Source organism: Paraburkholderia sp. Cpub6 (genome assembly GCF_014201065.1).
Taxonomy (GTDB): domain Bacteria; phylum Pseudomonadota; class Gammaproteobacteria; order Burkholderiales; family Burkholderiaceae; genus Paraburkholderia; species Paraburkholderia tuberum.
On record NZ_JACHDM010000036.1, the window covers coordinates 31,136 to 55,466 of the forward strand.

General features: G+C 64.0%; 22 protein-coding genes. 17 read left to right on the plus strand and 5 right to left on the minus strand.

Annotated features, from left to right (window positions below; genetic code table 11):
* The first annotated feature begins 72 nt into the window (after positions 1-72).
* Positions 73-2,838, plus strand: a complete 2,766-nt coding sequence (locus HDG33_RS33565) for a LuxR C-terminal-related transcriptional regulator (protein ID WP_184039728.1) — start codon at positions 73-75, stop codon at positions 2,836-2,838.
* Positions 2,839-2,876: 38 nt separating this feature from the next.
* Here the strand turns inward: HDG33_RS33565 and HDG33_RS33570 are convergent, their stop codons facing one another.
* Both HDG33_RS33570 and HDG33_RS33575 read right to left on the minus strand, forming a co-directional pair.
* The gene (locus HDG33_RS33570) at positions 2,877-3,290 is read right to left on the minus strand and encodes a DUF3175 domain-containing protein (RefSeq protein ID WP_184039732.1); all 414 of its coding nucleotides are present in this window, start codon (positions 3,288-3,290) and stop codon (positions 2,877-2,879) included.
* Between the two features lie 62 nt (positions 3,291-3,352).
* Positions 3,353-3,859, minus strand: a complete 507-nt coding sequence (locus HDG33_RS33575) for a PRC-barrel domain-containing protein (RefSeq protein ID WP_184039735.1) — start codon at positions 3,857-3,859, stop codon at positions 3,353-3,355.
* Between the two features lie 299 nt (positions 3,860-4,158).
* Between HDG33_RS33575 and HDG33_RS33580 the strand changes: the two genes are divergently transcribed.
* Complete coding sequence (locus tag HDG33_RS33580) at positions 4,159-4,470, plus strand: hypothetical protein (RefSeq protein WP_184039738.1); 312 nt, start codon at positions 4,159-4,161, stop codon at positions 4,468-4,470.
* Positions 4,471-4,547: 77 nt separating this feature from the next.
* On the opposite strand, the gene HDG33_RS33585 is transcribed toward HDG33_RS33580, so the two are convergent.
* The gene (locus HDG33_RS33585; RefSeq protein ID WP_184039741.1) at positions 4,548-5,855 is read right to left on the minus strand and encodes a DNA topoisomerase IB; all 1,308 of its coding nucleotides are present in this window, start codon (positions 5,853-5,855) and stop codon (positions 4,548-4,550) included.
* Between the two features lie 176 nt (positions 5,856-6,031).
* Between HDG33_RS33585 and HDG33_RS33590 the strand changes: the two genes are divergently transcribed.
* The 6 genes from HDG33_RS33590 to HDG33_RS33615 all read left to right on the plus strand — a co-directional run bounded on the left by HDG33_RS33590 (position 6,032) and on the right by HDG33_RS33615 (position 9,527).
* Complete coding sequence (locus HDG33_RS33590; protein ID WP_184039744.1) at positions 6,032-6,376, plus strand: chemotaxis protein; 345 nt, start codon at positions 6,032-6,034, stop codon at positions 6,374-6,376.
* A gap of 202 nt (positions 6,377-6,578) precedes the next feature.
* Positions 6,579-7,130, plus strand: a complete 552-nt coding sequence (locus HDG33_RS33595; RefSeq protein WP_184039747.1) for a type 1 glutamine amidotransferase domain-containing protein — start codon at positions 6,579-6,581, stop codon at positions 7,128-7,130.
* A gap of 60 nt (positions 7,131-7,190) precedes the next feature.
* A complete protein-coding gene (locus HDG33_RS33600; protein WP_184039750.1) occupies positions 7,191-7,763 on the plus strand; it encodes a DUF4142 domain-containing protein in 573 nt (190 codons plus the stop codon).
* On the plus strand, positions 7,760-8,104 hold the full coding sequence (locus HDG33_RS33605) for a DUF1488 domain-containing protein (RefSeq protein ID WP_184039753.1): 345 nt from the start codon (positions 7,760-7,762) through the stop codon (positions 8,102-8,104). The genes HDG33_RS33600 and HDG33_RS33605 overlap by 4 nt, the downstream gene beginning before the upstream one ends.
* A gap of 97 nt (positions 8,105-8,201) precedes the next feature.
* Entirely contained in the window at positions 8,202-8,783 is a 582-nt protein-coding gene (locus HDG33_RS33610; RefSeq protein ID WP_184039756.1) for a hypothetical protein, read from the plus strand.
* Between the two features lie 291 nt (positions 8,784-9,074).
* Positions 9,075-9,527, plus strand: a complete 453-nt coding sequence (locus HDG33_RS33615; protein ID WP_184039760.1) for a PA2169 family four-helix-bundle protein — start codon at positions 9,075-9,077, stop codon at positions 9,525-9,527.
* A 94-nt stretch (positions 9,528-9,621) separates the two neighbouring features.
* Here HDG33_RS33615 and HDG33_RS33620 read toward each other — a convergent pair whose 3' ends face one another.
* Positions 9,622-9,960: a BON domain-containing protein gene (locus HDG33_RS33620; protein ID WP_018425284.1), complete on the minus strand. Its 339-nt coding sequence runs from the start codon at positions 9,958-9,960 to the stop codon at positions 9,622-9,624.
* Positions 9,961-10,469: 509 nt separating this feature from the next.
* Here HDG33_RS33620 and HDG33_RS33625 point away from each other — a divergent pair.
* Together HDG33_RS33625 and HDG33_RS33630 are read left to right on the plus strand one after the other, a co-directional pair.
* Entirely contained in the window at positions 10,470-11,957 is a 1,488-nt protein-coding gene (locus tag HDG33_RS33625; protein ID WP_184039762.1) for an RNA polymerase factor sigma-54, read from the plus strand.
* A gap of 194 nt (positions 11,958-12,151) precedes the next feature.
* Positions 12,152-13,327 (plus strand): pyridoxal phosphate-dependent aminotransferase, encoded by a 1,176-nt coding sequence (locus tag HDG33_RS33630; RefSeq protein ID WP_184039764.1) that lies wholly within the window; start codon positions 12,152-12,154, stop codon positions 13,325-13,327.
* A gap of 86 nt (positions 13,328-13,413) precedes the next feature.
* Here HDG33_RS33630 and HDG33_RS33635 read toward each other — a convergent pair whose 3' ends face one another.
* Positions 13,414-14,403, minus strand: a complete 990-nt coding sequence (locus HDG33_RS33635) for a ferritin-like domain-containing protein (protein WP_184039766.1) — start codon at positions 14,401-14,403, stop codon at positions 13,414-13,416.
* Positions 14,404-14,618: 215 nt separating this feature from the next.
* Between HDG33_RS33635 and HDG33_RS33640 the strand changes: the two genes are divergently transcribed.
* The 7 genes from HDG33_RS33640 (at position 14,619) to HDG33_RS33670 (ending at position 24,231) form a co-directional block, all read left to right on the plus strand.
* Positions 14,619-16,433 (plus strand): S10 family peptidase, encoded by a 1,815-nt coding sequence (locus tag HDG33_RS33640; RefSeq protein ID WP_184039768.1) that lies wholly within the window; start codon positions 14,619-14,621, stop codon positions 16,431-16,433.
* A gap of 94 nt (positions 16,434-16,527) precedes the next feature.
* Positions 16,528-17,274 carry a FadR/GntR family transcriptional regulator gene (locus HDG33_RS33645; protein ID WP_184039770.1) on the plus strand — a complete coding sequence of 249 codons (747 nt, stop codon included), beginning with the start codon at positions 16,528-16,530 and terminating at the stop codon, positions 17,272-17,274.
* Between the two features lie 145 nt (positions 17,275-17,419).
* Complete coding sequence (locus tag HDG33_RS33650; RefSeq protein ID WP_184039772.1) at positions 17,420-18,163, plus strand: (Fe-S)-binding protein; 744 nt, start codon at positions 17,420-17,422, stop codon at positions 18,161-18,163.
* A complete protein-coding gene (locus tag HDG33_RS33655) occupies positions 18,160-19,563 on the plus strand; it encodes a lactate utilization protein B (protein ID WP_184039775.1) in 1,404 nt (467 codons plus the stop codon). Before HDG33_RS33650 ends, HDG33_RS33655 begins: the two co-directional genes overlap by 4 nt.
* Positions 19,550-20,134 carry an LUD domain-containing protein gene (locus HDG33_RS33660; RefSeq protein WP_184039778.1) on the plus strand — a complete coding sequence of 195 codons (585 nt, stop codon included), beginning with the start codon at positions 19,550-19,552 and terminating at the stop codon, positions 20,132-20,134. Before HDG33_RS33655 ends, HDG33_RS33660 begins: the two co-directional genes overlap by 14 nt.
* Positions 20,135-20,203: 69 nt before the next feature.
* Complete coding sequence (locus HDG33_RS33665) at positions 20,204-21,973, plus strand: VRR-NUC domain-containing protein (protein ID WP_184039781.1); 1,770 nt, start codon at positions 20,204-20,206, stop codon at positions 21,971-21,973.
* Positions 21,970-24,231, plus strand: coding sequence for an ATP-dependent DNA helicase (locus HDG33_RS33670; RefSeq protein ID WP_184039784.1), 2,262 nt, complete (start codon positions 21,970-21,972; stop codon positions 24,229-24,231). The genes HDG33_RS33665 and HDG33_RS33670 overlap by 4 nt, the downstream gene beginning before the upstream one ends.
* Positions 24,232-24,331: the final 100 nt, after the last annotated feature.

Consider the following 24,331-nt stretch of genomic DNA (forward strand, 5'->3'; position numbering starts at 1 on the left):
TCGGCGTATCTTGAAAGCAAATTCACAACGACCCTCCATGCCTCTCACGGATAGCCGGTGAGAGGACATCTCATGAATACAACCGCTGATAGTTTCGAGCGTGAATGGATCGTGTCGCTGATCCAGACCAAGATGATGCCGCCGCGTCTTCCCGCGGGTTGCGTGCAACGGCCGGGATTGCTCCGGCGACTCGATGAACGACGTCCGCGTCACATTACGCTCGTGACCGCGCCCGCGGGTTTCGGCAAAACGACCTTGCTTGCTGCGTGGAGCGAAGCGCAAACGAGAAAGAAGCGTCCCGTTGCGTGGCTCAGTCTCGATGGAGAAGACGACGATCCGCAGCAACTCGGGGCCTATCTGGTTGCGGCGCTTTGTCGCGCGTCGAAGGAGATCGCGTGGCAGGCACAGCAACTTCTCGATAACGATGCACACACGCCGGTCAGAACGGTCATTTCAGTGCTGCTCAATGGCATCGCCGCATACGGCCGCGGTGTTTTCCTGGTGCTCGACGACGTCGACCGTCTGAGCGCGAAACCCGTTCTCGCGATCGTGTCGCGCCTGCTGCGCTACGCGCCCGACAACCTGCACGTGCTGCTCGGCGCGCGCGGCGAACCGGCGCTGTCGCTGAGCGGGCTGCGCTCGCCCGACAAACTTTCGCGTGTGAATGTCGACGATCTGCGCTTTTCGCTCGACGATGCTCAGTCGTTTTTCGACCACACCGGTAACGCGCTGCTCAACCGCAACAGCGTCGAGTTGTTGAACAGCGCGACCGAAGGCTGGGTGGCCGGTTTGCAACTGGCTTCGCTCGGACTGACCCGGATCGAGGACGTGGCCGCGCTCGCCAGTCATCTCGCCGGTTCCCGCTTCGGCATCGATCGCTACCTGAACGATACGGTGTTTGCGCATTTGCCGCCGCCCATGCTGACGTTTTTGCTTTACACGTCGATTCTCGAGCGGCTTACGGCGACGCTGTGCGACGATGTCATGGGCGGTGAGGGCGAAAGCGGAGAAAAGCTGGACTGGCTCGAGCGGCATAACGTGTTCATCCGGCCGCTCGATGAGACGCAGAACTGGTATCGCTATCACGCATTGCTGAGCGATGCGCTTCGCCGCCGTCTCATGCGTCAGACGCCACGACAGGTTCCGTTGCTGCATCGCCGGGCCAGCCTGTGGTTCGCGCGGGCTCGCCTGTGGCGCGAAGCCGTGCGACATGCGCTGGCCGCGGGCGACATCGGGCAGGCGGCGCAGTGGGCCGAAAACTGTGCGATGGAGATGCTCCAACGCGGCGACCCGTTCAGGCTGCCGGGCTGGATTCGCAAACTGCCGCCGGACGTGATCGCGGGTCGACTGCGCTTGCGTCTGGTGAAAGCCTGGGCTCTCGCGATGTCGCTTGAGACCGCGCGCGCGTCGAAGGAGATCGGCGAGATTGCCGACGAGTTCGAACGAATGGCCCGTGATGATCGGTCGGTAGCCGACGAGGTCGCATGGGCGGAGATCAACGCGATCCACGCGGTGATCGCTTGCGTGAACGACGACAGCGAACATGCGCTGGAACTCGGGCGTGCCGTTGAGGCATCGACGGCGCCTGCGGAACCGTGGGTACGCCACTACGGGCAAAGCGCGGAGATTTTCGGCTTGATGTATAGAGGGCAGTTCGCCTACATCTCCCGCGTATGGAGAGCGCGGGTCGATCAGGTGGGACTCAGCCGGAAACCGAACAGCGCGGATATGTTGCGCGACGCGGTGTACGGCATCGCCGCGCTGATACACGGCGAACTTCCCGATGCGAGGCGGGTGATGGAGGTCGCGATGCGGTACTCCGAAGACAAGCTAGGAGAGTGGTCGGCGGGCGCGGCCGCGGTAGCCGGTTGCCTTGCGTCGATTTACTACGAGTGCAACGAGCTGTCCAAGGCGCGCAAGTTGATCGACGGTCGCATGACCATCGCGCTGGAGACTTCGCCGCTCGCCGCATTGATGCGCTATATGCTTACCGCGTCGCGCCTGCTGTGGCGGGATGGCAAAAAAGGGCCGGCGCTCGCCGTTCTCGAGGACGGTCGACAGCTCGCGATAACCCGTCGATGGTTGCGTCTGAAGCTCGCGTGCGATGCGGAAACCGTCAGACAGCTGCTTGCCGACAGTAGGGTGGTCGAGGCGCGACAGGTCACCGACGAACTGAGCGCGAGTGTACCGATGATGTGCGAAGGGCGACGGGGCTCGGCGATGGAAACGTGGGCAAGCTACTGCGTGCTGCAAGCCCGCGTTCTACTCGCTGAGAATGCCGCCGGCGACGCCGTTGGTTTTCTCTCGCGCTCACTCGACAATCTGGTTGCACTGGGCTGGCGCTATGCCGAGGCCGTCGTTTCGCTGCTGCTTTCTCTCGCGCATGAGCAGAACGGTGCTTCGGAACAGGCGTTCGCCGCGCTGGGAAACGCGCTGCGGATCGGCGGCGCGATGGGGATGATCAATAGCTTCGTGGACGAGGGGCCGCCGATGCGTGCGTTACTGGAACGCTTTCGCCGCACGTCATCGGAAATCGCGACCGGGCACGCCACGTATATCGGCACGGTGCTGTCGGCTTTCGACGAGGCGGATAACACGCCATCTACTTCGTCGAGCTATGCCGACACGAAGATAACGCCGGGCACACTGAGCGCGCGAGAACTCGAAATACTGGGCTACGTCGCTCGCGGGCTGTCCAACAAGGAAATCGGACGATCATTGAATCTGGCACCCGAGACGGTCAAATGGCACATGAAGAACGTGTTCGAAAAACTGAACGTCAATTCGCGGTACGAAGCCGTGCAGACTGCCTTCGGCATTCAGCCTGGAGCCGACTGAAGCGCCGTGCCACGTGATGGCGCCGCCATCCGGTCACCTCACCGCGGCTCTCGTCCAAACGCTTCGCGCAGCTTGCGCTTGGCCCGCTGCAACGTATCGCGCCGCTCCTTCGGCAGGTTTCGGCCCGCTCGATTGATGTAGAAATTGAGCATCGACATCGCCGATTGAAACGGCGTGCCCTTGCGTCGACGGCTCGCCGTCGACGAGTGCTTCAACGATTGCGCGATGGACTCCGCGCTGCCGGTTTTGAAAATATCCTTCTGGATGTCCATCGCGTCGCTCGTTTCCATTACGTGATGCGACCATCTCTTCGCGCCGGACGCGCCGTTCGACTTCGCGGTTTTGGCGCGATGCGCGGCGTGCGCCCGCGCGTGGCGTTGACGCGGTGGCCGTCCCGACTTGCCACGAGACACAGGGCGTTTCGATTTGCTGCTGGTCTTTCGGGTCGCCATTGTGTTGTCTCCTGAAGCGGAATGTCCGACTCGCCACGCGTCGAAAATGGTCGATTTGGCGATCAGAGCTTCACGCCACCGGCCTCGGGCGCATCCGACGAACCCGCGGGAATGTCATCGACGCCGAGGTTGTCGCGCCTCGTATAGACGTCGCCGCCCCAGTACGGTTCGCTGCCGTAGTACTGATGCACGGTGGTGGCCCACGTCTGATCCGCCATCGATGGCCAGTGATCCTTATCAAATCCCGGTGCGTTCTTCACGCGCTCGGCCACCATGTTCAGCACGAAGCATTTTTCCTGCGTATCGAGTGTCAGCGCACTCCACGGAATCGCGAGCAGCTTGTCGCCGATGCCGAGAAAACCGCCGCTCGACAGCACCGCATACGCGACGCGGCCCGAACGCACGTCGAGCATGATGTCCTTGATCTTGCCGATGTGCTCGCCGTCGCTGCTGATAACCTTGTTGCCGTCGAGCGTAGCCGCGGCCATTACATCCGGACCTGGGCCTTCCGCGGTTGCGGCGCCTTTACCGACGATGTTCGCACCTTGTGTCTGGGTCTGCATCACCATGATGGGCTCCTTTTGAAGGGGTGAATGTACCGAGGCATTTAGCAACGGCCGTTCCATCCAGCCATGCGGCGCCGTTACGCCGTGGCGCGCGGCGCATCCGCGCGACGAGGCAGCGCGCGCGTAAAGGATGCGAGCGCGTTTGCAATTATTTCGTCAGTGCCGACGCAAGCGCTGCTCAACAAAGCGCGATGCGCGCATGCGACGACTGCATCGCGCGGCATAGGCCTTGCTCGACTCTCAGCGATGGCAGCAGGGAACCGAAGGATCGCACCCGTCCTTTTACTTCAGGGAGAACCCAGATGAGCAAGTATCCGAAGGCATGGCTGTTCGCGGCATGTGTGGTCGCGTCGGGCGCCGTCGCGTCGGGCGCCGCGTTCGCGCAGGCGGGCGGCGGTAACGGCAATAGCGGCACCGGCGGCGGCAACGCGCATGGCGCGGCGACCGCGGCGCCGACGGCGGGCAACGAGCCCGCATCGAACGTCACGGGCAGCACCATGGGATCGACTTCGTCGATGAAACATCATCACAAGAAGTCGAAGGCAAACAAGCCGATGACCGATACGACGAACACGCCCGGCGCCAATGCCAGCAGCGATGCGAAGGGACAGTAACGCTGGATCGATGCGGGCGCGGCCATGCACCTGTGCGTTCATCGTAACGCGCCGGGGTCGATTCAGCGCTGAGCCCGTCACTGGGCCCTTGGTTTCGGTTCGGAGGCCATTTCCCGCGCAGCGCGCCGCGTACGCACGCATACCGTGGCTCGCAAATGTGCCGCGGCGCTTTTCTCTTTCGCGGCGGTGGCTTTCTTGCGCACCACGCGCGACTTTTCTAGCAGACTCGTCAACGAACCGTTGATACTGTCGTCGACCGACGACTCCCGCGTCTTGCGTCCTTTGCCACCGGATGCGCGCGCGAGTTTCGCCGTACGCTTTTCCGCCTGCGCGAGCAGCACCGCAAAGGCCACTTCATCTACCTTGAGTCCGCGGCGCGATTGGCCTGGCGCGAGGCTCTGCAACTCGTCCGCCTCGAACGCGCTGATGATCGCTGGGTGGATATAACAGCGCCGGCAGACGGCGGGCGTATTGCGTAGCAGCGTCGCCACTTCTTTCACGATCGCGACGATATGACGACGCGCTTCGGCCGCGCTGCTGCACATCAAGCGGCGCAATGCCGCCAGCGCGTACACGCTGCCGGCCCACGTGCGGTAGTCCTTGGCGGTGAAGTCCGCGCCGCTTACGCGGCGCAGGTAGTCGTTGATATCCGTCGAGCCGACGCTGTGGCGCGTGCCGTCTTCGTCGAGATACTGGAACAGGTCGTGACCGGGCAGCTCCGCGCAACGTCGCACGATGCGCTTGATGTTCGGATTGTCCACTGTCACGTCGTGCTCGATGCCGCTCTTGCCGCGAAACTGGAAGCGCAATTGACCGGCCCTGATCTTCACGTGCTTCTTGCGCAGCGTCGTCAATCCGTACGAGTGGTTATCGCGCGCGTATTCTGCGCTGCCGATGCGGATCAGCGTCGTGTCGAGCAACTGCACGATGGCCGCGACGACCTTGTCGAGCGGCATGCCGGGCAGCTTCAGATCACGCGCCACGCGCGCGCGGATTTTGGGCAATGCGCGGCCGAACTCGGCCATCCGTTCGTACTTGTCGGCGTCGCGCGTTTCGCGCCAGCGGGGGTGATAGCGGTACTGCTTGCGGCCGCGCGCGTCGCGGCCGGTCGCCTGCAGATGACCGCGCGGATCGGGGCAGATCCACACGTTTTCGTACGCGGGTGGAATCGCGAGCGAATTGATGCGTTGAATCTCGTCCTCATCGACGATGCGCTTGCCGTCGACGTCGAAATAAATGAAGCCGTTCCGGTCGCGCTTGCGTGTGTAGCCGGGCCTCGTGTCGTCGGCGTGGCGCAGTCCCGGCGGCATCGGTTGGGGTGCGGTGTTGCCGTTCGCGGTGGTCGGGCTGCGTGATGTGGTCGTGGAATGAGTCGCGGTAGCCATTGTTGCAGGTAGAAGTTTCAAACCCGGTTCGAACCGGTTCGCCGGGTAGGTGCGATGTGTGCCGTGTGATCGGCGGGAAGCAAGGGCGATGCCACTCCACTGGTAGGTGACCAGCGCGCTGAGGCGGAACGGTCCTTGCGGAAAAGTCGACGTGACCAACCGGAAAGGGAGCTTTCATGAGCAGCACACTCAACCCCGATCAAGAGCCGCAGCAGACCGTCAAGCAAACGTCCGGCACGACGGGCGCGCTGGGTCCCAGCGACTCGTCCGATAGCGGCAGCGACGTGGCGGGCGCGAAGCGTCACGATTTCGACGTCGATACGGAGCTCGACAATCACGCGCTCGAAGCCGGCGACGCCGCACTCGGCAGCGATACCGATCGCTCAGGTACGGGCGAGCGCGCGTCGGCCGATGGCGATTCGACGTTGGAGATGGACCGCGATATCGACACCGACCACGTCGTCGAACCGCAAGCGCCGCCGGGCGCGAAACGCTCCGACGAAGACGAAAACGACGTCTGACCACGACGCTTTTGCACACGCGGCGGCTCGAGCTGAACGGGGCAACCGCAGCGTCGGTGCACCGCCAACGTAATGTCAGCCCGCTGAACGCTGCCTTAACCAGGCACGTGTTTTGCTTAACCACGCTTAGCGAAGGCGCAGACCTATGCACATGCATCACGGGCAAGTGCATGAGCGCGGCGCCGCACGAAGGAGAGCACGCATGACTGATGCACTGAATGGCTACAAGGTAGCGGTACTCGCCGTAGATGGTTTCGAGCAGGCAGAACTCATGGAGCCGAAACGCGCGCTCACCGAGGCGGGCGCGACGGTCCACGTGATCTCGGCGAAGCCGGGCAAGATCCAGGGCTTCAAACACGTCGACAAGGGTCATGCCGTCGACGTCGATGCGACCTTCGACAAGGCCAGTCCCGACGACTATGACGCGCTGGTGTTGCCGGGCGGCGTCGTGAACGGCGACGCGCTGCGACTGCTGCCGCAGGCGCAGGCGTTCGTCAAAGCGGTCGACAACGCGAAGAAGCCGATCGCGGTGATCTGCCACGGCACGTGGCTGCCGGTATCGGCGGGGATCATCAAGGGGCGCACGGTGACGAGCTGGCCTAGCCTGCAGGACGATATTCGCAACGCGGGCGGCACGTGGGTCGATCAGGAAGTGGTCGAGGACGGCAATCTTATTTCGAGCCGCAAACCCGACGACCTTCCCGCGTTCAACAAGGCGCTGATCGGGCAACTGACGAAGCGCAAGGCGGCTTGATCGCGGGCGGCCGGTTGGCTTCGGAGCCTGCGCATCGGTGATTCGACAGGGAGAAAATGCATGAAATTCCGGTATTCCCTACAAGTGTTGACTGCCGCGCTGGCCGTGTTGGGCGTGAGCGCGGCATCGATCGACACGGCCCGCGCGCAGGCGAGCGATGCGCCCGCGAGCGCAGCGCCGACCGGCGGCACGACGCTGTCACCCGCGGATCAGCAGTTCGTGCTCGAAGCGTCGAAGTCGGACGCCACTGAAATCGCCGCTGGCAAGGTCGCGCTGAAGAACTCCAACGATCCGCATGTCAGGAAGTTCGCTCAACAGATGATCGCCGACCACACGAAGCTGTCGCACGCAATGGCCGGGCTGGTCGCGAAGAAGGGCTTCAAGCAAACGCCGTCCGCGGATTCCGCGCTGGTCGGCAAACTGCAGACGTTGAAGGGCACCGAGTTCGATCAGGCCTATGTCGAGCAGGTCGGCGTGGAAGCGCATCAGCGCGCGGTCGACCTGTTCCAGCAGCAAAGCGAGAGCGGCACCGACTCGCAACTGAAGGCCGCGGCCGCGCAAGCGCTGCCAACCATCAAGCATCACCTCGAGATGGCGCAGCAACTGGCCGGCAAATTGAAGGGCTCGTCATGAACGCGATCCTGCCACGGCCTGCTTATGAGGACTCTCTGATGCAGATCACTTTCCCCGATGACGAAGCGGCCTTCGACGGCGCCAATCTGACCGTGCGCTTTCTTGCGCGCGTCGATGGCGAGCCAGTGGTTTGCACGATCACTGCCGAGGCTCTGGAAGATCATTTCGGCGCGGAGTCCGCGCTTGAAGCGGCGTTGATGGCCGCTTTCGACAGAGGCCGTCAGCGCATCCGCTCGGTCTGCGCGGAAGCGCTCGACCAGAACAACGGAGAAGGCGTAGTGTTGCATAGCGGACTGTTCAGAGTGGAAGGCCTGGAACCGGATCGCGGCGCCGCGGCGTAGCGCCGCTGCGTGTCGCATTGACTGGGCGCACTGCTTCCGACTCGTGCTACCGGCGACAGGATGGTCCGCGAGCGGCAATTAACGATAAGGAGGCCGTATGTCACTCATCGTCGCAGCACGCTTCACGACTTTTCCCGCTGCGGAAAGCGCGGCGCAAAAACTGTTCGATGCGGGTTTCGTGGAAGAGGACGTCACGCTGTTTTTCGTCAATCCGCGCGGCCAGCATGCGCGTTTCCCGATCGGCGGCGACACCGATACCGACCCCGGCGCGCGAGAAGCGCCTAAAGGCGCGGGCATGGGCGTGACGATCGGCGCGGTGATTGGCGCGGTGATTGGCGTGGCGATCTTCGCGGTGTTTTCCGCGCCGCTGCTGGTGTCGCTGATCGCGGCCGGCGTCGGCGCGTATGTCGGCTCGCTGGTCGGCGCGATGTCGCGCACCACGGAGCGCGGCAAATCGGACCATCGCGTGCCGTATCACGAGGAGTCGCGCGATTCGGGCGTGCTCGTCGCCGTGCACGTGTCGCCCGACAATCAGCTGGACGCCGCGCGCGTGCTACGTGAAGCGGGCGGTGTGTCGATCGAGAAGGCGACCGGCCGCTGGCAGCAGGGACGCTGGGCCGATTTCGATCCGCTGAAGACGCCGGAGCCAATCAAGGAATTCGCGGAGAAGCGCGCGTGATATGGGCGACTCGGCATACAGACAAAAAACGGCCCGATGACGATCATCGGGCCGTTTTCCGTTTACCGCGCTGTTTCGACGTCGCGCTATACCCGCGGTTGCCGCGCATCGCGCGGCGGCTGTGATCGTTCGAGCTGCCTTTCGCTACGCATCGGCTCGCGCGAGGTGCCGGGCACGCGTGATGCGTGCTATCAAATGCAGCCCGCCGCGCGTCGAACCGATTCATCGCGAGGCACATAAAAAGGCCCGCGCGGCGGATTCCGCGACGAACGAAACCCTTGGAGGTATTGAATGGCTACCAACGTTGTTTCCGTATTGAATGATCTGGTCGAAACGTCGAAGGATGGCGAAAAGGGCTTTATGAAGGCAGCCGAGGATGCGCACGACGACCAGCTGAAGATGCTGTTCCGCTCGAGTGCCGAGGACTGCTCGCGCGGCGCGCGTGAGTTGCAGGATGCCGTTCAGACCCTGGGCGGCAAGCCCGAAACCGGCGGCAGCATGAGCGGTGCGCTGCATCGCGGCTGGGTCGACGTGAAATCGGCGGTAGCGAATCGCAGCGACCATGCGATTCTTGCCGAGTGCGAAAAAGGCGAGGACGTCGCGAAGAAACGCTATCACGACGCGCTGGAGAAGGATTTGCCGGCGGACGTGCGGGCAATCGTCGAGCGGCAGTACCAGGGCGTGCTCCAAACGCACGACCGCGTGCGCGATCTGCGCGACCAGTATGCGGCGATGAAGCGCTGATCGACGCGTCAGTGCAATAAGGAAGAGCCGGCTCTGCCAGCCGGCTCTGTTACGTTCTGTTCAGTCGAATCGGTGCGACCCGATCGCGCGGATATCAGTCAGCCGCGACCTTCAGATGGTTCTTCACGCTGGTCACGCCCTTCACGCTTTGCACGACATCTTCGGCGGCGGACTTGTCGTCGGCCGAAGGCACCGAACCCGTGAGCCACACGACGCCCTTGCGGGTCTTCACGTGGATATGCGTCGATTTGACGTTCTTGGCGGCAAGCAGATCAGCCTTGACCTTGGTCGTGATGGTGCCATCGTCGATATGCTGGCCGACGCTTTCCGACGCCGCGGGCGGGGCCGAAGCGCTGGTCTGGGCGTTCGCGTTCAGCGCGAACGCGACGACGGCGATGCTGCCTGCGGTCTTCAGAAGCTGGATCGTCTTCATGGTTCTCTCCATCAGGTGGTAATGAAAATGGCGGTCTTGTTGGCCGGTGGCCGATCGCGGCCGAAGCCGCTGATGACACACGTGGGGTCGTCGCCGCTACGGTACCGTCAGGGGCCCGTTTCTCGACACCGGACGCTGTACTCGCATCCGCGCTCGATCGAGGCGTTTGCGAAGGGCGGCGTCCGTCCACACACCGTCGCTCCGCAACCATCGTGCCTGCCGGCTGCGAGCCAATCCATGCCGCTCGCGAAAGCCGCATGCACTGGTGAGTTTCGACTGACGAATAGGGCTGCGGCGCGGCCATGCGCGAGGCCGCCGGAGAGGTGAAGAAAGGGACCGGAAATTGCCTGCCGTTTGTAAAAACCGGCGCGCCCGGTCAGGGCAATTCATCCTCCTGAATAAACAAAGCGCAATCAAAACAGCGTCTTGCGCGATCTGGTACGGACGTTGCGTTGGTCAGTGAACTCGGCTCGTTGAGTCTGAGGCTACTAACGAACGGGATCACTCCAATGCCTTCAATCGAACTACGTACAAGGCAGTCTCTCGCACTGACGCCTCGTCTTCAGCAGTCGGTGCGGCTCTTGCAATTGTCGGCTCTCGAGTTCCAGCAGGAATTGCGCACGGCGCTCGATACCAATCCGTTCCTCGAATACGACTCATCCGAAGCGGAGGACGTCGCGCTCGCCGGCACGACGCCAGGCGAAGGTGAAGACGCCAACGCGCCGCCCGCCATCGATACGCTTGCCGCCGCCGAGCCGGACGGACTGCCGGCGGAAAGCGCCGGTAGCGATACGCTCGAAAGCGCGGGCCAGGACGACATGCCCGCCGATTTTTCCGGCGACTACGGTTCGCGCAACTCCATGCGCCAGAACGGCGACGCGGACGGCAGCGACCCGGCCGATTGGGCTCGCTCGCAACCCACGCTGCGCGAACAGTTGCACGACGCGTTGCGCCTGTACCGGCTAGACGACCGCGATCGCGCGGTGGCCCGTTTCATCATCGAGGCGCTCGACGACGACGGCTATCTGCGGCAGTCGCTGGCCGACCTGGCCGATAGCGTCGATCTGGAACCCACGCTGACCGAGGAAGAACTGCTGGTGGCGTTGCGCCTCGTGCAGGCGCTCGATCGTCCGGGGCTCGGCGCGCGTTCGCTATCGGAATGCCTCGCGCTGCAGATCAATGCGCTACCCGCCAATACGCCGGGACGTGACGTCGCGCGGCAGATCGCCGAGCATCATCTGGAAAGGCTCGCGCGCCGCGAGCAGGCCGAGTTGCAAAAACAGATCGGCTGCAGCGCGGAGGAATTGCGTGTGGCTTGCGCGTTGGTGCGCAAGCTCGATCCGAAGCCCGGCAATTGCTACGGCCGCACCGAGGATAACTACGTCGTGCCCGACGTGATCGTGCGTCAGGTGCGCAACAAGTGGGTCGTGTCGATCAATCCGGCGGTGCAGCCGCGGGCGCGAATCCATCGCATGTATGCGCAGCTGTTCGCGCAGTCGGCCGGCGCGAGCCGTTCGCCGCTCGCGCAGCAGCTGCAGGAGGCGCGCTGGCTGATCCGCAACGCGCAACAGCGCTTCGATACGATCCAGCGGGTTGCCGAATGCATCGTCGCGCATCAGAAGGCATTCTTCCTGTACGGCGAGATCGCGCTGAAGCCAATGGTGCTGCGTGACGTGGCTGACGAGCTGGGCCTGCACGAATCCACGATCTCGCGCGCGACGGGCAACAAATATATGGCGACGCCGCGCGGCATCTTCGAGTTCAAGCATTTCTTCCCGCGCGAGCTCGGCACCGAAAGCGGCGGAACCTGCTCGGCCGCCGCGGTGCGCGCGCTGCTCAAGGAGATGATCGCCGCGGAAAATACGCGCGATCCACTGTCGGACGTGACGCTGGCGAAGATGCTCGCGGATCAGGGCGTGCTGGTCGCGCGACGCACGGTGGCGAAATACCGGCATCTGATGAAGGTGCCGCCGGCTGAACTGCGCCGGCAGCTTTGAAGCGCCGAAGTTTTAACGGGGGTTTGAAGCAAAACAGTCATTCAAACAGCAGTACATTGCGCACAGGGTCATGCGAGGTTATCCGCTCGCATGACCCTTTTTCGTATCTGGACGTTTCGCCGGCGTGCCTTTACATTGGCGGGTCAATTGGAAAGAGATCGGCGGAACGGATCGCACTACAACGGGTGAGCGCAATGAAGTATTCGAATCTGGTCGAGCGACTGCAAGGGCGGCGCACGTCGGCGTGGGAAATTCATCGGGTCGCGCAGCAGGCGGCTGCCAGGGGAGAAGACGTGATCGTGCTGAGCGTCGGCGATCCCGAGTTCTCGACGCCCGCGCCGATCGTCGAGCGCGCCATCGATGCGTTGCGGGCCGGCGATACGCACTATACGGCGATGGCCGGTCGCGAGCCGCTGCGCGCCGCGATCGCCGCCGAGCACGCGCGCACGACGGGCCGCGACGTGAGCGCCGCCAACGTGGTGCTGACCGCCGGCGCGCAAAACGGCGTGTTCGCGGTGTCGCTGTGCCTGCTCGAAGCGGGCGACGAAGTGATCGTTCCCGAGCCGATGTACCTGACCTACGAGGCTTGCGTGCGCGCGGCGGGTGCGACGCTCGTCGCGGTGCCGGTCGATCCGGCGCGCGCGTTTCACGTCGACTGCGACGCGCTCGAAGCGGCGATCACGCCGCGCACGAGGGCGATATTCTTCGCGACGCCGTGCAACCCGACCGGCGTGGTGATGCAGCGCGCCGATCTCGAACGCATCGCGCGGCTCGCGTGCGAGCACGACCTGTGGGTGCTGTCCGACGAGGTCTATGCGGAACTCACGTTCGAACGCGATCACGTGAGCATTGCGTCGTTGTCCGGCATGGCGGAGCGCACGGTCACGCTCGGCAGCCTGTCGAAGTCGCATGCGATGGCGGGGTGGCGTGTCGGCTGGACAATCGGGCCCGCGACGCTGATCGAGCACATGGCGCGGCTCGCGCTCGCGATGCTGTACGGCCTGCCGGGTTTCATCCAGCAGGCCGCGTTGACGGCTTTGGAGAACAGGGCGGAGATCGTCGCCGATATTCGCGAGATCTACCGGCGGCGGCGCGACGTCGTGTTCGAGCGCTTGCATCGTGTGCCGGGCTTGCGGTGCCTGTTGCCCGAAGCGGGCATGTTCATGATGGTCGACGTCAGCGGGACCGGGCTCGATACGACCGAGTTCACATGGCAGCTGTTTCGCGCACAAGGCGTGGCCGTGCTCGACGCGAGTGCGTTCGGGGAGACGGCGAACGGCTTCGTGAGGTTGGGGCTGGTGGTGGGCGAGGATCGATTGATCGAGGCGTGCGAGAGGATCGCGCGGTTCGTGGAAGGGGGGCGGGGCTGAGAGGGCGGTGGGTTGTAGATTGCGACGATCCGGTCGGTGGGCACCACGGCCAGCCGAAGGTGGCTGGGCAGTGCGTTCGGCGCGGCTTACTTTTTCCTGCGCACGAATTTCAAGCCGAAGCGCACCAGCCGCGGCATCGTTTCGGGCCGCAACAGCCGTGGGTCATACCCAGCAAATCGCCGCTCATTCTCCTGTAGACACAGTTGCATCAATTCGGGCACGCTGATATCGACATCCGTTACCGACTGCGCGCCGTTTACCGTGAAGTTGTTATCGTGCTCGTGGACGTTGCCCTCACCATCCATCGCACGTGCGAGCCCAATGCGCTCCCACACCAGAAACGCCCACACGCCCGCCACCTTGAGCTCGAAGCGGATGCGCTGCCACCATGAAAGCTGCGCGCGATGCCACGCGACCCAGTTCGCGAACAGCAGAATATGGCGGCACTCTTCCTGCATCACCGGCTCGAATGTCTCGGTCAGTGCCGGCGGGAACAGGCCCGAGCGCCGCGCCACCTCGAACAGGCCGAACGCGAAGAAGCTGTCGATACATTCGCTATAGCCGGTCACGAGGTAAGCCCGTTCCGTGTCTTTCGGATAGACGTACGACGGCTCGCTCGCGAGCGCGATGCCATACGCATGCACCATGCGCGACAGCACTTCCTTATGGCGGTTCTCTTCCCACGCGTTCAGCGCAAGTGCGTCGCGCAGGTCCGGGGTGTCGAGCGAGGCCGCGTAGGCGGCCATGCGCAGGCGCGCCCTGCCTTCGGTTTGCACGGCGATGTCCCAGATCGGCAGATCGACGATGCGCTTGAGCGTCGCGGCTTCGAGCTGCGGCCATGCGAGCACGGCTGGGCGATACGGATTGAAGGTCTCGCGAAACATGCGGCACATTTCCTGCCGGTGCACGTCGGAGCCGGGCGGCAGCGGGCCGCTGACGGTGCTAGTCCAGTGCCGCATCGCGTGGTCGGCGGCGGCGAGGGTCGAGGGGTCGGGCTGCTCGTGCGGCAGTTGCGGCGCGCGAAAGCCGGGGATCAGCGCGGCAGCGTCGAATGCATCCAGTACCAGTTGGTCCATTGGGTATTCTCGACAAGGCGACGAAGGCGCTGTCGATTCTGCCACGACTGCGCAGGTCTGCGCCACGTCGAGGAAAAAGCGCTTTGTAATGTTCGGCGTGCGGTGGCGCCGACGGTTGACGCCGCGCAAACTTGCGTCAAGAATCGAGCGCCGGGTGTGCTCCCGAACCCGGCTAGCCCGATTCCAGCGCGTTTCGACTCGCCGCGGAAAACTTCATGATCCATCGCTTCTCTTCTTCATTGCGCCGCTTGCTGACAGCCGGATTACCGGCCGCGGCGCTGATGGTGACGCTTTCTGTCGCTGGTGTGGTGCCGTTCGGCGAACGGTGCATGGCAGCCGAACAGGCCGATGCGTCGAGCACCTCGGAAAGTACGGCAACGGGGGGAAGCACGGACGCCGCCGCATTCGCGCCGATCGCACCACGCCAGGGACCGGAGGCGAACGCGTCGCTGGTCGGCGAATCGAGCGAGCCGCACGCGATGACGGCGCGCCCGAACGGCGAGCCGCGCAAGCGGACGGCGGCGCGTGGCGACACGCAGGCTGCATCGAATGCACCGGACTCGGCCGACGCGACGGCAACGCCTCGCAACGACAGGGCTTCGACGCCCGCGATTCCCGTGCCGCCCGAAACCACCAGCGTCACCACGCATTCGCTTCGCCTGAACGGCCGCAAGCTCGACTACACGGCGAGCGCGGGCAATCTGTTGCTGCACGACAAGACCGGCGCGCCGAACGCGAGCGTGTTCTATGTCGCGTACACGGTGCCGAGCAGAACGCCTGCGACGCGTCCGATCACCTTTCTGTTCAATGGCGGCCCAGGCGCCGGCAGCGTATTCCTGATGATGGGCTCGGTCGGCCCGAAACGGGTGCGCACCGCGAGCCCCGCGAGCACGCCGCCCGCACCGTACAAGCTCGACGACAACCCCGATAGCCTCCTCGACACCAGCGACCTCGTGTTCATCGACGCGGTCGGCGCGGGCCTGTCGAGACCGGTCGGGCATGGCACGGGCAAGGACTTCTGGGGCGTCGATCAGGACGTCCGTGCGTTTGCGCAATTCATCGACCGTTATCTGACGGTGAATCAGCGCTGGAATTCGCCGAAGTACCTGCTCGGCGAATCGTATGGCACCGCGCGCGCCGCGATGCTCGCTTATCAGTTGGGGCAGAACAATATCGCGCTGAACGGCGTGATCCTGCTGTCGTCGGTGCTCAATTCCGCGGCGTTCGCGCCTGGCAACGATTTCAGGAGCGAGAGCTATCTGCCGAGTTTCGCGGCGATCGCGTGGTATCACGACAAGGTCACGCCGAAGCCCGCGAGCCTGCCGGCTTTTCTCGACGAAGCACGCGCGTTCGCCCGTGGACCCTATGCGCAGGCGCTCGAACAGGGCGATGCGCTGCCCGACGATCAGCGCGACGCGATCGCCGCGCGCATCGCGTACTTCACCGGATTGGACGTGGGGTTCGTGAAGCGTAACCGTCTGCGTCTTTATCCGTCGCGTTTTCGAAACGAGTTGCTGCGCAACGAGTCGCGCAGCGTGGGCCGCTACGATGCGCGTTTCGAAGGCCTGAACTACGACGATGCATCGGAGGATCCGGACTTCGATGCGTCGGTGAGCAGCGTGTCGAATGCGTTCAATGCGGCGCTTCATCAGCATCTGTCGGACGACCTGCACTACACGCCAACCGACCGTTACCTGGTGTTCAGCGACGACGCGTTGAAGCAATGGGACTGGAAACATCGCGAATGGTGGGGCGAACGGCTGGAGCTGCCCTACGCGGGCGGCGATCTGGCCGAAGCGATGCGGCAGAATCCGCAGTTGCGGGTGTTATCGCTGAACGGCTACTTCGATCTCGCCACGCCGTTTTATGCGACCGAATATGCGCTCGCGCATCTCGGCCTCGATCGGTCGCTGCGCGAGAACGTGCGCAGCGCCTACTATCCGACCGGTCATATGGTGTATCTCGACGATGCCGCGCTGCACGCGATGAAGCGTGACCTCGTGAGCTTTTATACGGAGCAGCCGCGTTAAGATCGGCGAATCGTCGCATGGTGTCGAACGGTATAATTCCCAGCACCGTGGAGTAGCCGCGCGCTCTGTCAACCGGCTTCATCGTTCGCCGCTTATGCCATTCACCCCGATTCCGTCCTTCGCGCGCAAGCGCATTTCCGACGTGGTGTCCGACCAGATCAAGCAGTTGATCTCGGAGGGCGCGCTGATGCCCGGCGACCGTCTGCCGGCCGAGCGCGATCTCGCGGCGCAGCTCGGCGTGTCGCGACCATCGCTGCGCGAGGCGCTGATCCGGCTGGAGGCGGACGGTTACATCGAAACGTCGGGGCGTGGCGGTTTCACGGTGGTCGACGTGACCGCGCCCATCATCTCGAAGCCGCTTGCCGAACTGTTGCTGCGGAATCCGCGCGCCAGCGCCGACATTCTGGAGTTGCGCCAGGGGCTCGAAGCGATTTCGACGGTCTATGCCGCGCAGCGCGCAACCGCCACCGATCTGAAGAAAATCCGCGCGGCGTTCGAGGCGTTGAAGGCCGCGTCGCTCTCGCGCGATCGCGCGAATCTCGCCGAACTCGATGCCGCGTTTCATCTCGCGATCGCCGACTCCACGCACAATGTCGCGCTGGCGCATGTGATGCACGGCATTCATGCGCTGATTCGCGAGGGCATGCGCCAGTATCATCGGTTGATCGATTACGACGACGCGATGGAAAAGCAGTTGATGAGCCAGCACCAGGCGATTTACGACGCGGTCGTCGCAGGCGATGCGCCCAAGGCACGCAAGGCCGCCGAGCGGCATCTGGCGTTCGTGCGAGAGATTTACAAGGACGATGCGACGAAGCCGTCGGCCGCGGTGATTTCCTGATTCCCTGATTTCAAGGCCCGCGCCGTCCGAATTGACACCGCCAACGGACTTTTTTATAGTCTTGGTCAGACCAACATGACCAAGACGGCCAGACAGGCCACACCGGTCAACAGACATCGTTCCCGCCGCTTTTCCTGAAGAGCCTATGAAAGTCGCGCTGTTTATCCCGTGCTTTATCGACGCGTTCTATCCCGAGGTCGGTATCGCGACGCTCGAACTGCTCGAACGTTTCGGCATCGAGGTCGACTATCCGCCGCAGCAGACCTGCTGCGGCCAGCCGATGGCCAATAGCGGCGCGCATGCGGACGCCGCCGCCACGGAGCGACTATTCGCGCGCAACTTCGCGGGTTACGACTACATCGTCGGGCCGTCCGCGAGTTGCATTCATCACGTGCGCGAACATCTGACCGCGCTCGAGCAGACCGACGAAGTGAAGAAAGTACGCGCAGGCGCTTACGAACTGGTCGAGTTTCTGCACGACGTGATCGGCGCGCGCGAATTTCCGTGGGCCGAGTTTCCGCATCGCGTCGGTCTACACACCAGTTGCAGCGCGCTGCGTCATCTGAAGCAGGCGTCGGCGTCGGAAATCGCCGGCACGCCGTTTTCGAAGCCGCGCGCGTTGCTCGAAGGCGTGAAGGGCATCGAGTTCGTCAAGCCGGCGAGGCCCGACGAATGTTGCGGTTTTGGCGGCACGTTCTCGGTCACCGAAGAGGCGGTGTCGGTGCGCATGGGGCAGGACAAGGTGCGCGACCATCTGGATGCGGGCGCCGAGTACATCGTTTCGGGCGACATGTCGTGCCTGATGCACCAGCAGGGTTGCGCGGAACGCATGAAGGCCGACGCGCGCTTCATTCATATCGCGCAGGTTCTCAATGGAGCACGCGCATGAGCGGCGACCATCACCGCATCGATCACGCCAAAGCCGCGGGTTCTTTCATCAGCAAGACCGAGCATGTCGCGTTTCACGACAAGCGTCTGTGGGACCTGCGCGAGAAGCGCGACGCGCAGGCGCACGGCATTGCCGAATGGGAAACGTTGCGCTCGCTGGCGTCGGGCATCAAGGAACACACGCTGTCGCATCTGGCCGACTACCTGGAGCAGTTCGCGGCGGCGGCCGAGGCCAATGGCGTGGTTGTGCATTGGGCAGCGAGCGCGGAAGAGCACAACGCGATCGTCCACAAGCTGATGTCCGAGCGCGGCATGACGACGCTCGTGAAGAGCAAGTCGATGCTGACCGACGAATGCCGGATGCGCGAGTATCTCGAACCGCGCGGCATTACCGTAATGGAAACGGACCTCGGCGAGCGCATCCAGCAGCTCGATCATCAGGACCCGAGTCATATGGTCGTGCCGGCCGTGCACAAGCTGCGCGCGGACGTGGCCGAGCTGTTCGGCCGGACCATCGGCACCGATCCGGGCAATAGCGACATCCACTATCTGGCCGAAAGCCAGCGCATGAATACGCGGCCGTATTTCGTGCGCGAGAAAACGGCTGGCATGACCGGCTGCAATTTCGCGGTGGCGGAAACGGGCACGGTCGTCGTCTGCACGAACGAAGGCAATGCCGATCTTTCGGCGAACGTGCCGCCGCTGCATATCGCATCGATCGGAATCGAGAAGCTGATACCGAAGGTGTCGGATCTCGGCGTGTTCGTGCGCATGCTGTCGCGCAGCGCATTGGGTTCGCCGATCACGCAGTACACGTCGCATTTTCGTGCGCCGCGGCCGGGCACCGAGATGCATTTCATCCTCGTCGATCATGGCCGCTCCGAACGGCTCGCGATGGAGGACTTCTGGTACTCGCTCAAATGCATACGCTGCGGCGCGTGCATGAATACGTGTCCGGTCTATCGACGCAGCGGCGGCCTGTCGTATGGCGGCACCTATTCGGGGCCGATCGGCGCGATCATCAATCCGACGTTCGATCTGAAACGCTATAGCGCGTTGCCGTTCGCATCGACACTCAATGGCAGTTGCACGAATGTGTGTCCGGTGAAGATCAACATTCACGAGCAGATCTATAAATGGCGCGCGGTGATCGCCGAGCAGCACGAAGTGCCGTTCGTGAAGCAGGAGGTCCTGAAGATGGCGGGGCGTCTGCTATCGAGTCCGACCTTGTATCGCGCGACGGTGTCGTCGATGGGCAGCGCGTTGCGGCGGCTGCCGAATTTCGTGCTGTACAACCCTCTGAATATCTGGGGCCGGCAGCGCGAATTGCCGGAAGCGCCGAAGATGACTTTTCATGCCTGGTACAAAAAGAATCGCGGAGGCGGCGATGACAACGCGTGAGGCTTTTCTCGCCAAGGTGCGCGCCGCGCAACCGGCCGCGCGGCCGCGTCCCGACGTGCCGCTGTTCGAAGCGGTTGGCGGCGATCTGCGGGCGCGCTTCACCGCGGCGTTGCAAACGATGGGCGGCACTTGCGTCGAAGCGGCCAGCGCGAGCGACGTCAGCGAGCTGATCCGCGAGCGTTTTGGCGCGGCGGCATCGATCGCATCGGCGAGCGCCGAAGTGCCGGGCACGCGCGTGATCGGCGCGGATACGGACCCCGCATCGCTGCAGGACGTCGACGTCGGTTTGGTCCGTGCGCGCTTTGGCGTCGCCGAAACCGGCTCGGTGTGGTTTAGCGAGCGCGAATATGTGGTCAATGCATTGGGCTACATCGTTCAGCATCTGGTCGTGCTGCTCGATCCGGCGCAATTGCTCGATGGACTGCAAGACGTCTATCGTCGCGACGATTTCCGCAGGGCGCGCTACGCGGCGCTGGTTACCGGCCCTTCGGCCACCGCCGATATCGAGGGCGTACTGATTCGCGGCGCGCAGGGCGTGCGCTCGCTGACGGTCGTGTGGCTCGCGGGCTGATGCGAGGCGGTTGCAGCGCCGGACTTTGCTATCATCACTGTATAAACATACAGGTCCCGTACAAAGTCCGTGGCAACCGATGCTCGCTCAGAGATCCGCTCTGAAGCCCCTTACTACCTGCTGAATTTCGAGCGCGCGCTTGCGTGGCTCGCCGCGCGTTACGACCATCTGCTCGACGACGAAGAGCACGCTTTTCTGGAAACTTTCGCGACGTTGCCGCAGGCATCGCGTGCGCTGCTGGTGCGCATGCTGATGCGCAAAGGCATGCTGTTCCGCGCGAGCCGCCTGGCTTACGACGAAATCGGCTGTCCGTTGCAGGCGGCGATGCCGATGACGGTGCATCGCTGGATCGACACCGAGCCGGCCCTGTCTCTCGACGACCTGTTTGCGCTCAGCACGCGTGCGCAATTGCTGGACATCTTCTCGGACGCGATCGCGCGGATTCCCGGCGCAAAGGCTTTGCGCAAACCGGATCTGCTCGAAACGCTGCGCGAGTTTCATGAAACCGCAAGCGGCGACGCGCAAGCGTGCACATCACGTCCGCTCGCCGCCTGGCACGACGCTTCTACGGACCGCGTGCTGCACGTCGCGATCGCGCCGTTGTGCGATCGCTTGCGCCTGATGTTCTTCGGCAATCTGCATCAGGACTGGTCGGAGTTCGTGCTCGCCGATCTTGGCGTGTTCCAGTACGAGAAGGTCGCGTTCGGGCCTTTGTCGCGCGCGTTCCAGCAACGCGCGGACGTCGACGTTTATCTCGCGCTGCACGCGTGCCGCGAAGCGCTCGAATGGCTACCGGTCGGCACCGACACCCCCAACCTTCACGAACTGATCGCGACCGTCCGCTCGATCGGCACCGCGAATCCGTGGCTCGAAACGCGTCGCGCGAAACTGCTGTTCCGGATCGGCCAGGATTGCGAGCGGCGCGGGCAGTGGGACACCGCGCTCGCGGTGTACGACGCGTGCGCCTGGCCCGGCACGCGTCTTCGACGCATGCGCGTGCTCGAGCGCAGCGAGCGTTACGGCGAAGCGCTGGCGCTGGCCTCGCAGGCCGATGCCGCGCCTGAGAGCGAAGAAGAGGCGCAGCGCGTCGCCCGGATGTTGCCGCGCTTGCGGCGCAAGTGCGGCGAGCCGGTGCCGCGCGCGCCAGCGGCGAGGCCTGTGGAGCGCGGCACGCTGGTGCTGCCGAAGCCTGATACGCCGGTGGCCGTCGAGTACCTGGTGCGCGATCATTTGAGCAGCGACGCCGCGCCGGTGCACTACGTCGAGAACGCGCTGATCAATTCGCTGTTCGGCCTGCTGTGCTGGGAGCCGGTGTTCACGGCGTTGCCCGGCGCGTTTTTTCATCCGTTCCAACGCGGACCGGCCGATCTGCACGCGCCGGACTTTCACGCGCGTCGCGCCACGCAGTTCGCCGCGTGCTTCGCGCAGCTCGATAGCGGCGTCTATCGCGACACGATTCTGCGGCATCTGCACGACAAGGCCGGCATGCAGTCGCCGTTCGTGTTCTGGGGACTGCTGACGCCCGACCTCATCGCGCTCGCGCTCGACTGTCTGCCCGCCGCGCATCTGAAGCTGTGCTTCGAGCGCTTGCTGCGCGACATTCGCGGCAATCGTTCGGGCTTGCCCGACCTGATCCGGTTCTGGCCGGCCGAGCGTCGCTATGAACTGATCGAGGTGAAAGGCCCCGGCGATCGTCTGCAGGACAACCAGATCCGCTGGCTCGAGTACTGCGCGCAGCACGGCATGCCGGTGCGCGTCGTCGACGTGCGCTGGGCCGGGCAAGAGGCGCAGAGCGAAGCGGACGCCACGACGCAAGCCGCAGCGGAGCGCGTCGTATGAGCTACGTGGTGGCCGTCCGCGCGATGTGCGAATTCACCGCCCGGCGCGGCGATCTCGATCTGCGCTTCACGCCCGCGCCGACTTCGCTCGAAGGCATCGCGGGTCATCAGATGGTCGCCGGCCGTCGCGCGAGCGGCTACGAAACCGAACTCACGCTGACGGGCACGCATCGCAGTCTGACCGTGCGTGGCCGCGCGGACGGCTACGACGGAATCGCGAACCGGCTCGAAGAAGTGAAGACGTATCGCGGCGATCTCGCGCGTATGCCCGCGAATCATCGCGTGCTGCATTGGGCGCAGGCACTCGTGTATGGGCATCTGCTGTGCCGGGCGCGCGGGCTCGGCGAGCTGACGATCGCGCTCGTGTACTTCGATATCGGCAGTCAGAAGGAAACCGTGCTGACGCAGCAGCACAGCGCGCGCGAACTCGAAATCTTCTTCGTCGACCAGTGTGAACGATTTCTCGATTGGGCCGTGCAGGAAGACGCGCATCGCGTCGCGCGCAACGCGGCGCTCGTCGCGTTGCAGTTTCCGTATGGGCGGTTTCGGCGCGGGCAGCGCGAGCTCGCGGTGGCCGTGTATCGCGCGGCACGCGACGGCAAGCCGTTGATGGCGCAGGCGCCGACCGGTATCGGTAAGACGCTGGCGACGATTTTTCCGTTGCTGAAAGCCTGTGGCGAAGACCGGCTCGATCGCGTGTTCTTTCTGACCGCGAAGACGCCAGGCCGCGCGCTCGCGTTCGATGCGATCGACTCGCTGCACCAGAGCGCGCCGTTGCCGCTCAGAACGCTCGAACTGGTCGCGCGCGACAAAGCCTGCGAGCATCCGGACAAAGCCTGCAACGGCGAGTCCTGTCCGCTCGCGCGCGGCTTTTACGACCGTCTCGATGCGGCGCGCGCCGCCGCGTTGGCGACGCCACGGCTCGATCGCGCGGCGGTGCGCGAGGCTGCGCTCACGCACAATATCTGTCCGTACTATCTGTCGCAGGAGCTCGCGCGCTGGGCCGATGTGATCGTCGGCGATTACAACTACTACTACGACGGGAGCGCGATGCTGCATGCGCTCACGCAGATCAACCAGTGGCGCGTCGGCGTGCTGGTCGACGAAGCGCACAACCTGCTCGAACGCGCGCGGCGCATGTATACCGCGTCGCTGGATCAAAGCGCGTTCCGGCTCGCGCGCAAGAGCGCGCCGGCGGCGCTGAAGAAGCCGCTCGAACGCTTGCAGCGCGAGTGGAATGCGGTGAAGCGCACGCAGACGTCCAGCTATCAGGTGTATGCGGAGGTGCCCGGTAAATTGCTGTCCGCCGCGCAGAACCTGATCGGCGCGGTAACGGATCAGCTCGCCGACGCGCCGTTGTCGATCGACGAACATGCGCTGCGCATTTTCTTCGACGCGATGCACTTCGTCGCGCTCGCCGAGCAGTTCGGTGAGCACTCGATGTTCGACGTGACATTGAGCGCCGACCGCTACGCGCCGCGCGACAAAACCAGTGCGACGCTCTGCGTGCGCAACGTGATCCCCGCGCCGTTCCTCGCGCCACGCTATGCGGCCGCGCGTACCACGGTAATGTTCTCCGGCACGCTGAATCCGCAGCATTTCTATCGCGACACACTTGGGCTAGCCGAGGACACGCAATGGCTCGACGTCGAGGGACCGTTTCGCGCGGAGCAGTTGCAGGTGCACGTGGCCGCTCATGTGTCGACGCGCTGGCGTGACCGCGAACGCTCGCTCGCGCCGATCGTGGAGCTGATCGCGAAGCAGTACGACTCCCAGCCCGGCAATTATCTGGGGTTCCTGAGCAGTTTCGACTATCTGCAACGCGTGGTCGCGCTGCTGCGCGAGCGGCACCCCGGCTTGCCGGTGTGGGCGCAGGAACCCGGCATGGACGAAGCCGCGCGCGATGCGTTTCTCGCGCGCTTCAGGACGATGAATCAGGGCATCGGCTTCGCGGTGCTCGGCGGCGCGTTTTCGGAGGGTGTCGATCTGACCGGGCAGCAACTGATCGGCGCGTTCGTCGCGACGCTCGGTCTGCCGCAGATCAACGACGTCAACGAGCAGATGCGCCGCGCGCTCGATGCGCGCTTCGGCAATGGCTACGACTACATGTACCTGTATCCGGGTTTGCAGAAAGTCGTGCAGGCGGCGGGGCGCGTGATCCGCACCGAAGAGGACCGCGGCGTCGTGCATCTGATCGACGACCGCTTTCGGAGGCCGGAAGTGCGGCGCCTGTTGCCGCGCTGGTGGCAGGTTCGCTAGAACCGCGCTAGGGAAACGCTGATTAATGAACTGTCGGATCGGCTTGCAGATCAAGACGCGTCAAATTTTCTGGATAACGAATCGAATCGACGCTCATTTC

What these genes read in the sequence shown, in the direction of transcription:
- HDG33_RS33575 (WP_184039735.1), bottom strand. Translation starts at nt 3,859, where the DNA reads ATGGTGATGCAGACCCAGACACAAGGTGCGAACATCGTCGGTAAAGGC.
- HDG33_RS33660 (WP_184039778.1), top strand. Translation starts at nt 19,550, where the DNA reads ATGACAACGCGTGAGGCTTTTCTCGCCAAGGTGCGCGCCGCGCAACCG.
- HDG33_RS33650 (WP_184039772.1), top strand. Translation starts at nt 17,420, where the DNA reads ATGAAAGTCGCGCTGTTTATCCCGTGCTTTATCGACGCGTTCTATCCC.
- HDG33_RS33625 (WP_184039762.1), top strand. Translation starts at nt 10,470, where the DNA reads ATGCCTTCAATCGAACTACGTACAAGGCAGTCTCTCGCACTGACGCCT.
- HDG33_RS33640 (WP_184039768.1), top strand. Translation starts at nt 14,619, where the DNA reads ATGATCCATCGCTTCTCTTCTTCATTGCGCCGCTTGCTGACAGCCGGA.
- HDG33_RS33635 (WP_184039766.1), bottom strand. Translation starts at nt 14,403, where the DNA reads ATGGACCAACTGGTACTGGATGCATTCGACGCTGCCGCGCTGATCCCC.
- HDG33_RS33630 (WP_184039764.1), top strand. Translation starts at nt 12,152, where the DNA reads ATGAAGTATTCGAATCTGGTCGAGCGACTGCAAGGGCGGCGCACGTCG.
- HDG33_RS33580 (WP_184039738.1), top strand. Translation starts at nt 4,159, where the DNA reads ATGAGCAAGTATCCGAAGGCATGGCTGTTCGCGGCATGTGTGGTCGCG.
- HDG33_RS33655 (WP_184039775.1), top strand. Translation starts at nt 18,160, where the DNA reads ATGAGCGGCGACCATCACCGCATCGATCACGCCAAAGCCGCGGGTTCT.
- HDG33_RS33570 (WP_184039732.1), bottom strand. Translation starts at nt 3,290, where the DNA reads ATGGCGACCCGAAAGACCAGCAGCAAATCGAAACGCCCTGTGTCTCGT.
- HDG33_RS33605 (WP_184039753.1), top strand. Translation starts at nt 7,760, where the DNA reads ATGAACGCGATCCTGCCACGGCCTGCTTATGAGGACTCTCTGATGCAG.
- HDG33_RS33595 (WP_184039747.1), top strand. Translation starts at nt 6,579, where the DNA reads ATGACTGATGCACTGAATGGCTACAAGGTAGCGGTACTCGCCGTAGAT.
- HDG33_RS33585 (WP_184039741.1), bottom strand. Translation starts at nt 5,855, where the DNA reads ATGGCTACCGCGACTCATTCCACGACCACATCACGCAGCCCGACCACC.
- HDG33_RS33615 (WP_184039760.1), top strand. Translation starts at nt 9,075, where the DNA reads ATGGCTACCAACGTTGTTTCCGTATTGAATGATCTGGTCGAAACGTCG.
- HDG33_RS33645 (WP_184039770.1), top strand. Translation starts at nt 16,528, where the DNA reads ATGCCATTCACCCCGATTCCGTCCTTCGCGCGCAAGCGCATTTCCGAC.
- HDG33_RS33565 (WP_184039728.1), top strand. Translation starts at nt 73, where the DNA reads ATGAATACAACCGCTGATAGTTTCGAGCGTGAATGGATCGTGTCGCTG.
- HDG33_RS33610 (WP_184039756.1), top strand. Translation starts at nt 8,202, where the DNA reads ATGTCACTCATCGTCGCAGCACGCTTCACGACTTTTCCCGCTGCGGAA.
- HDG33_RS33600 (WP_184039750.1), top strand. Translation starts at nt 7,191, where the DNA reads ATGAAATTCCGGTATTCCCTACAAGTGTTGACTGCCGCGCTGGCCGTG.
- HDG33_RS33670 (WP_184039784.1), top strand. Translation starts at nt 21,970, where the DNA reads ATGAGCTACGTGGTGGCCGTCCGCGCGATGTGCGAATTCACCGCCCGG.
- HDG33_RS33590 (WP_184039744.1), top strand. Translation starts at nt 6,032, where the DNA reads ATGAGCAGCACACTCAACCCCGATCAAGAGCCGCAGCAGACCGTCAAG.
- HDG33_RS33620 (WP_018425284.1), bottom strand. Translation starts at nt 9,960, where the DNA reads ATGAAGACGATCCAGCTTCTGAAGACCGCAGGCAGCATCGCCGTCGTC.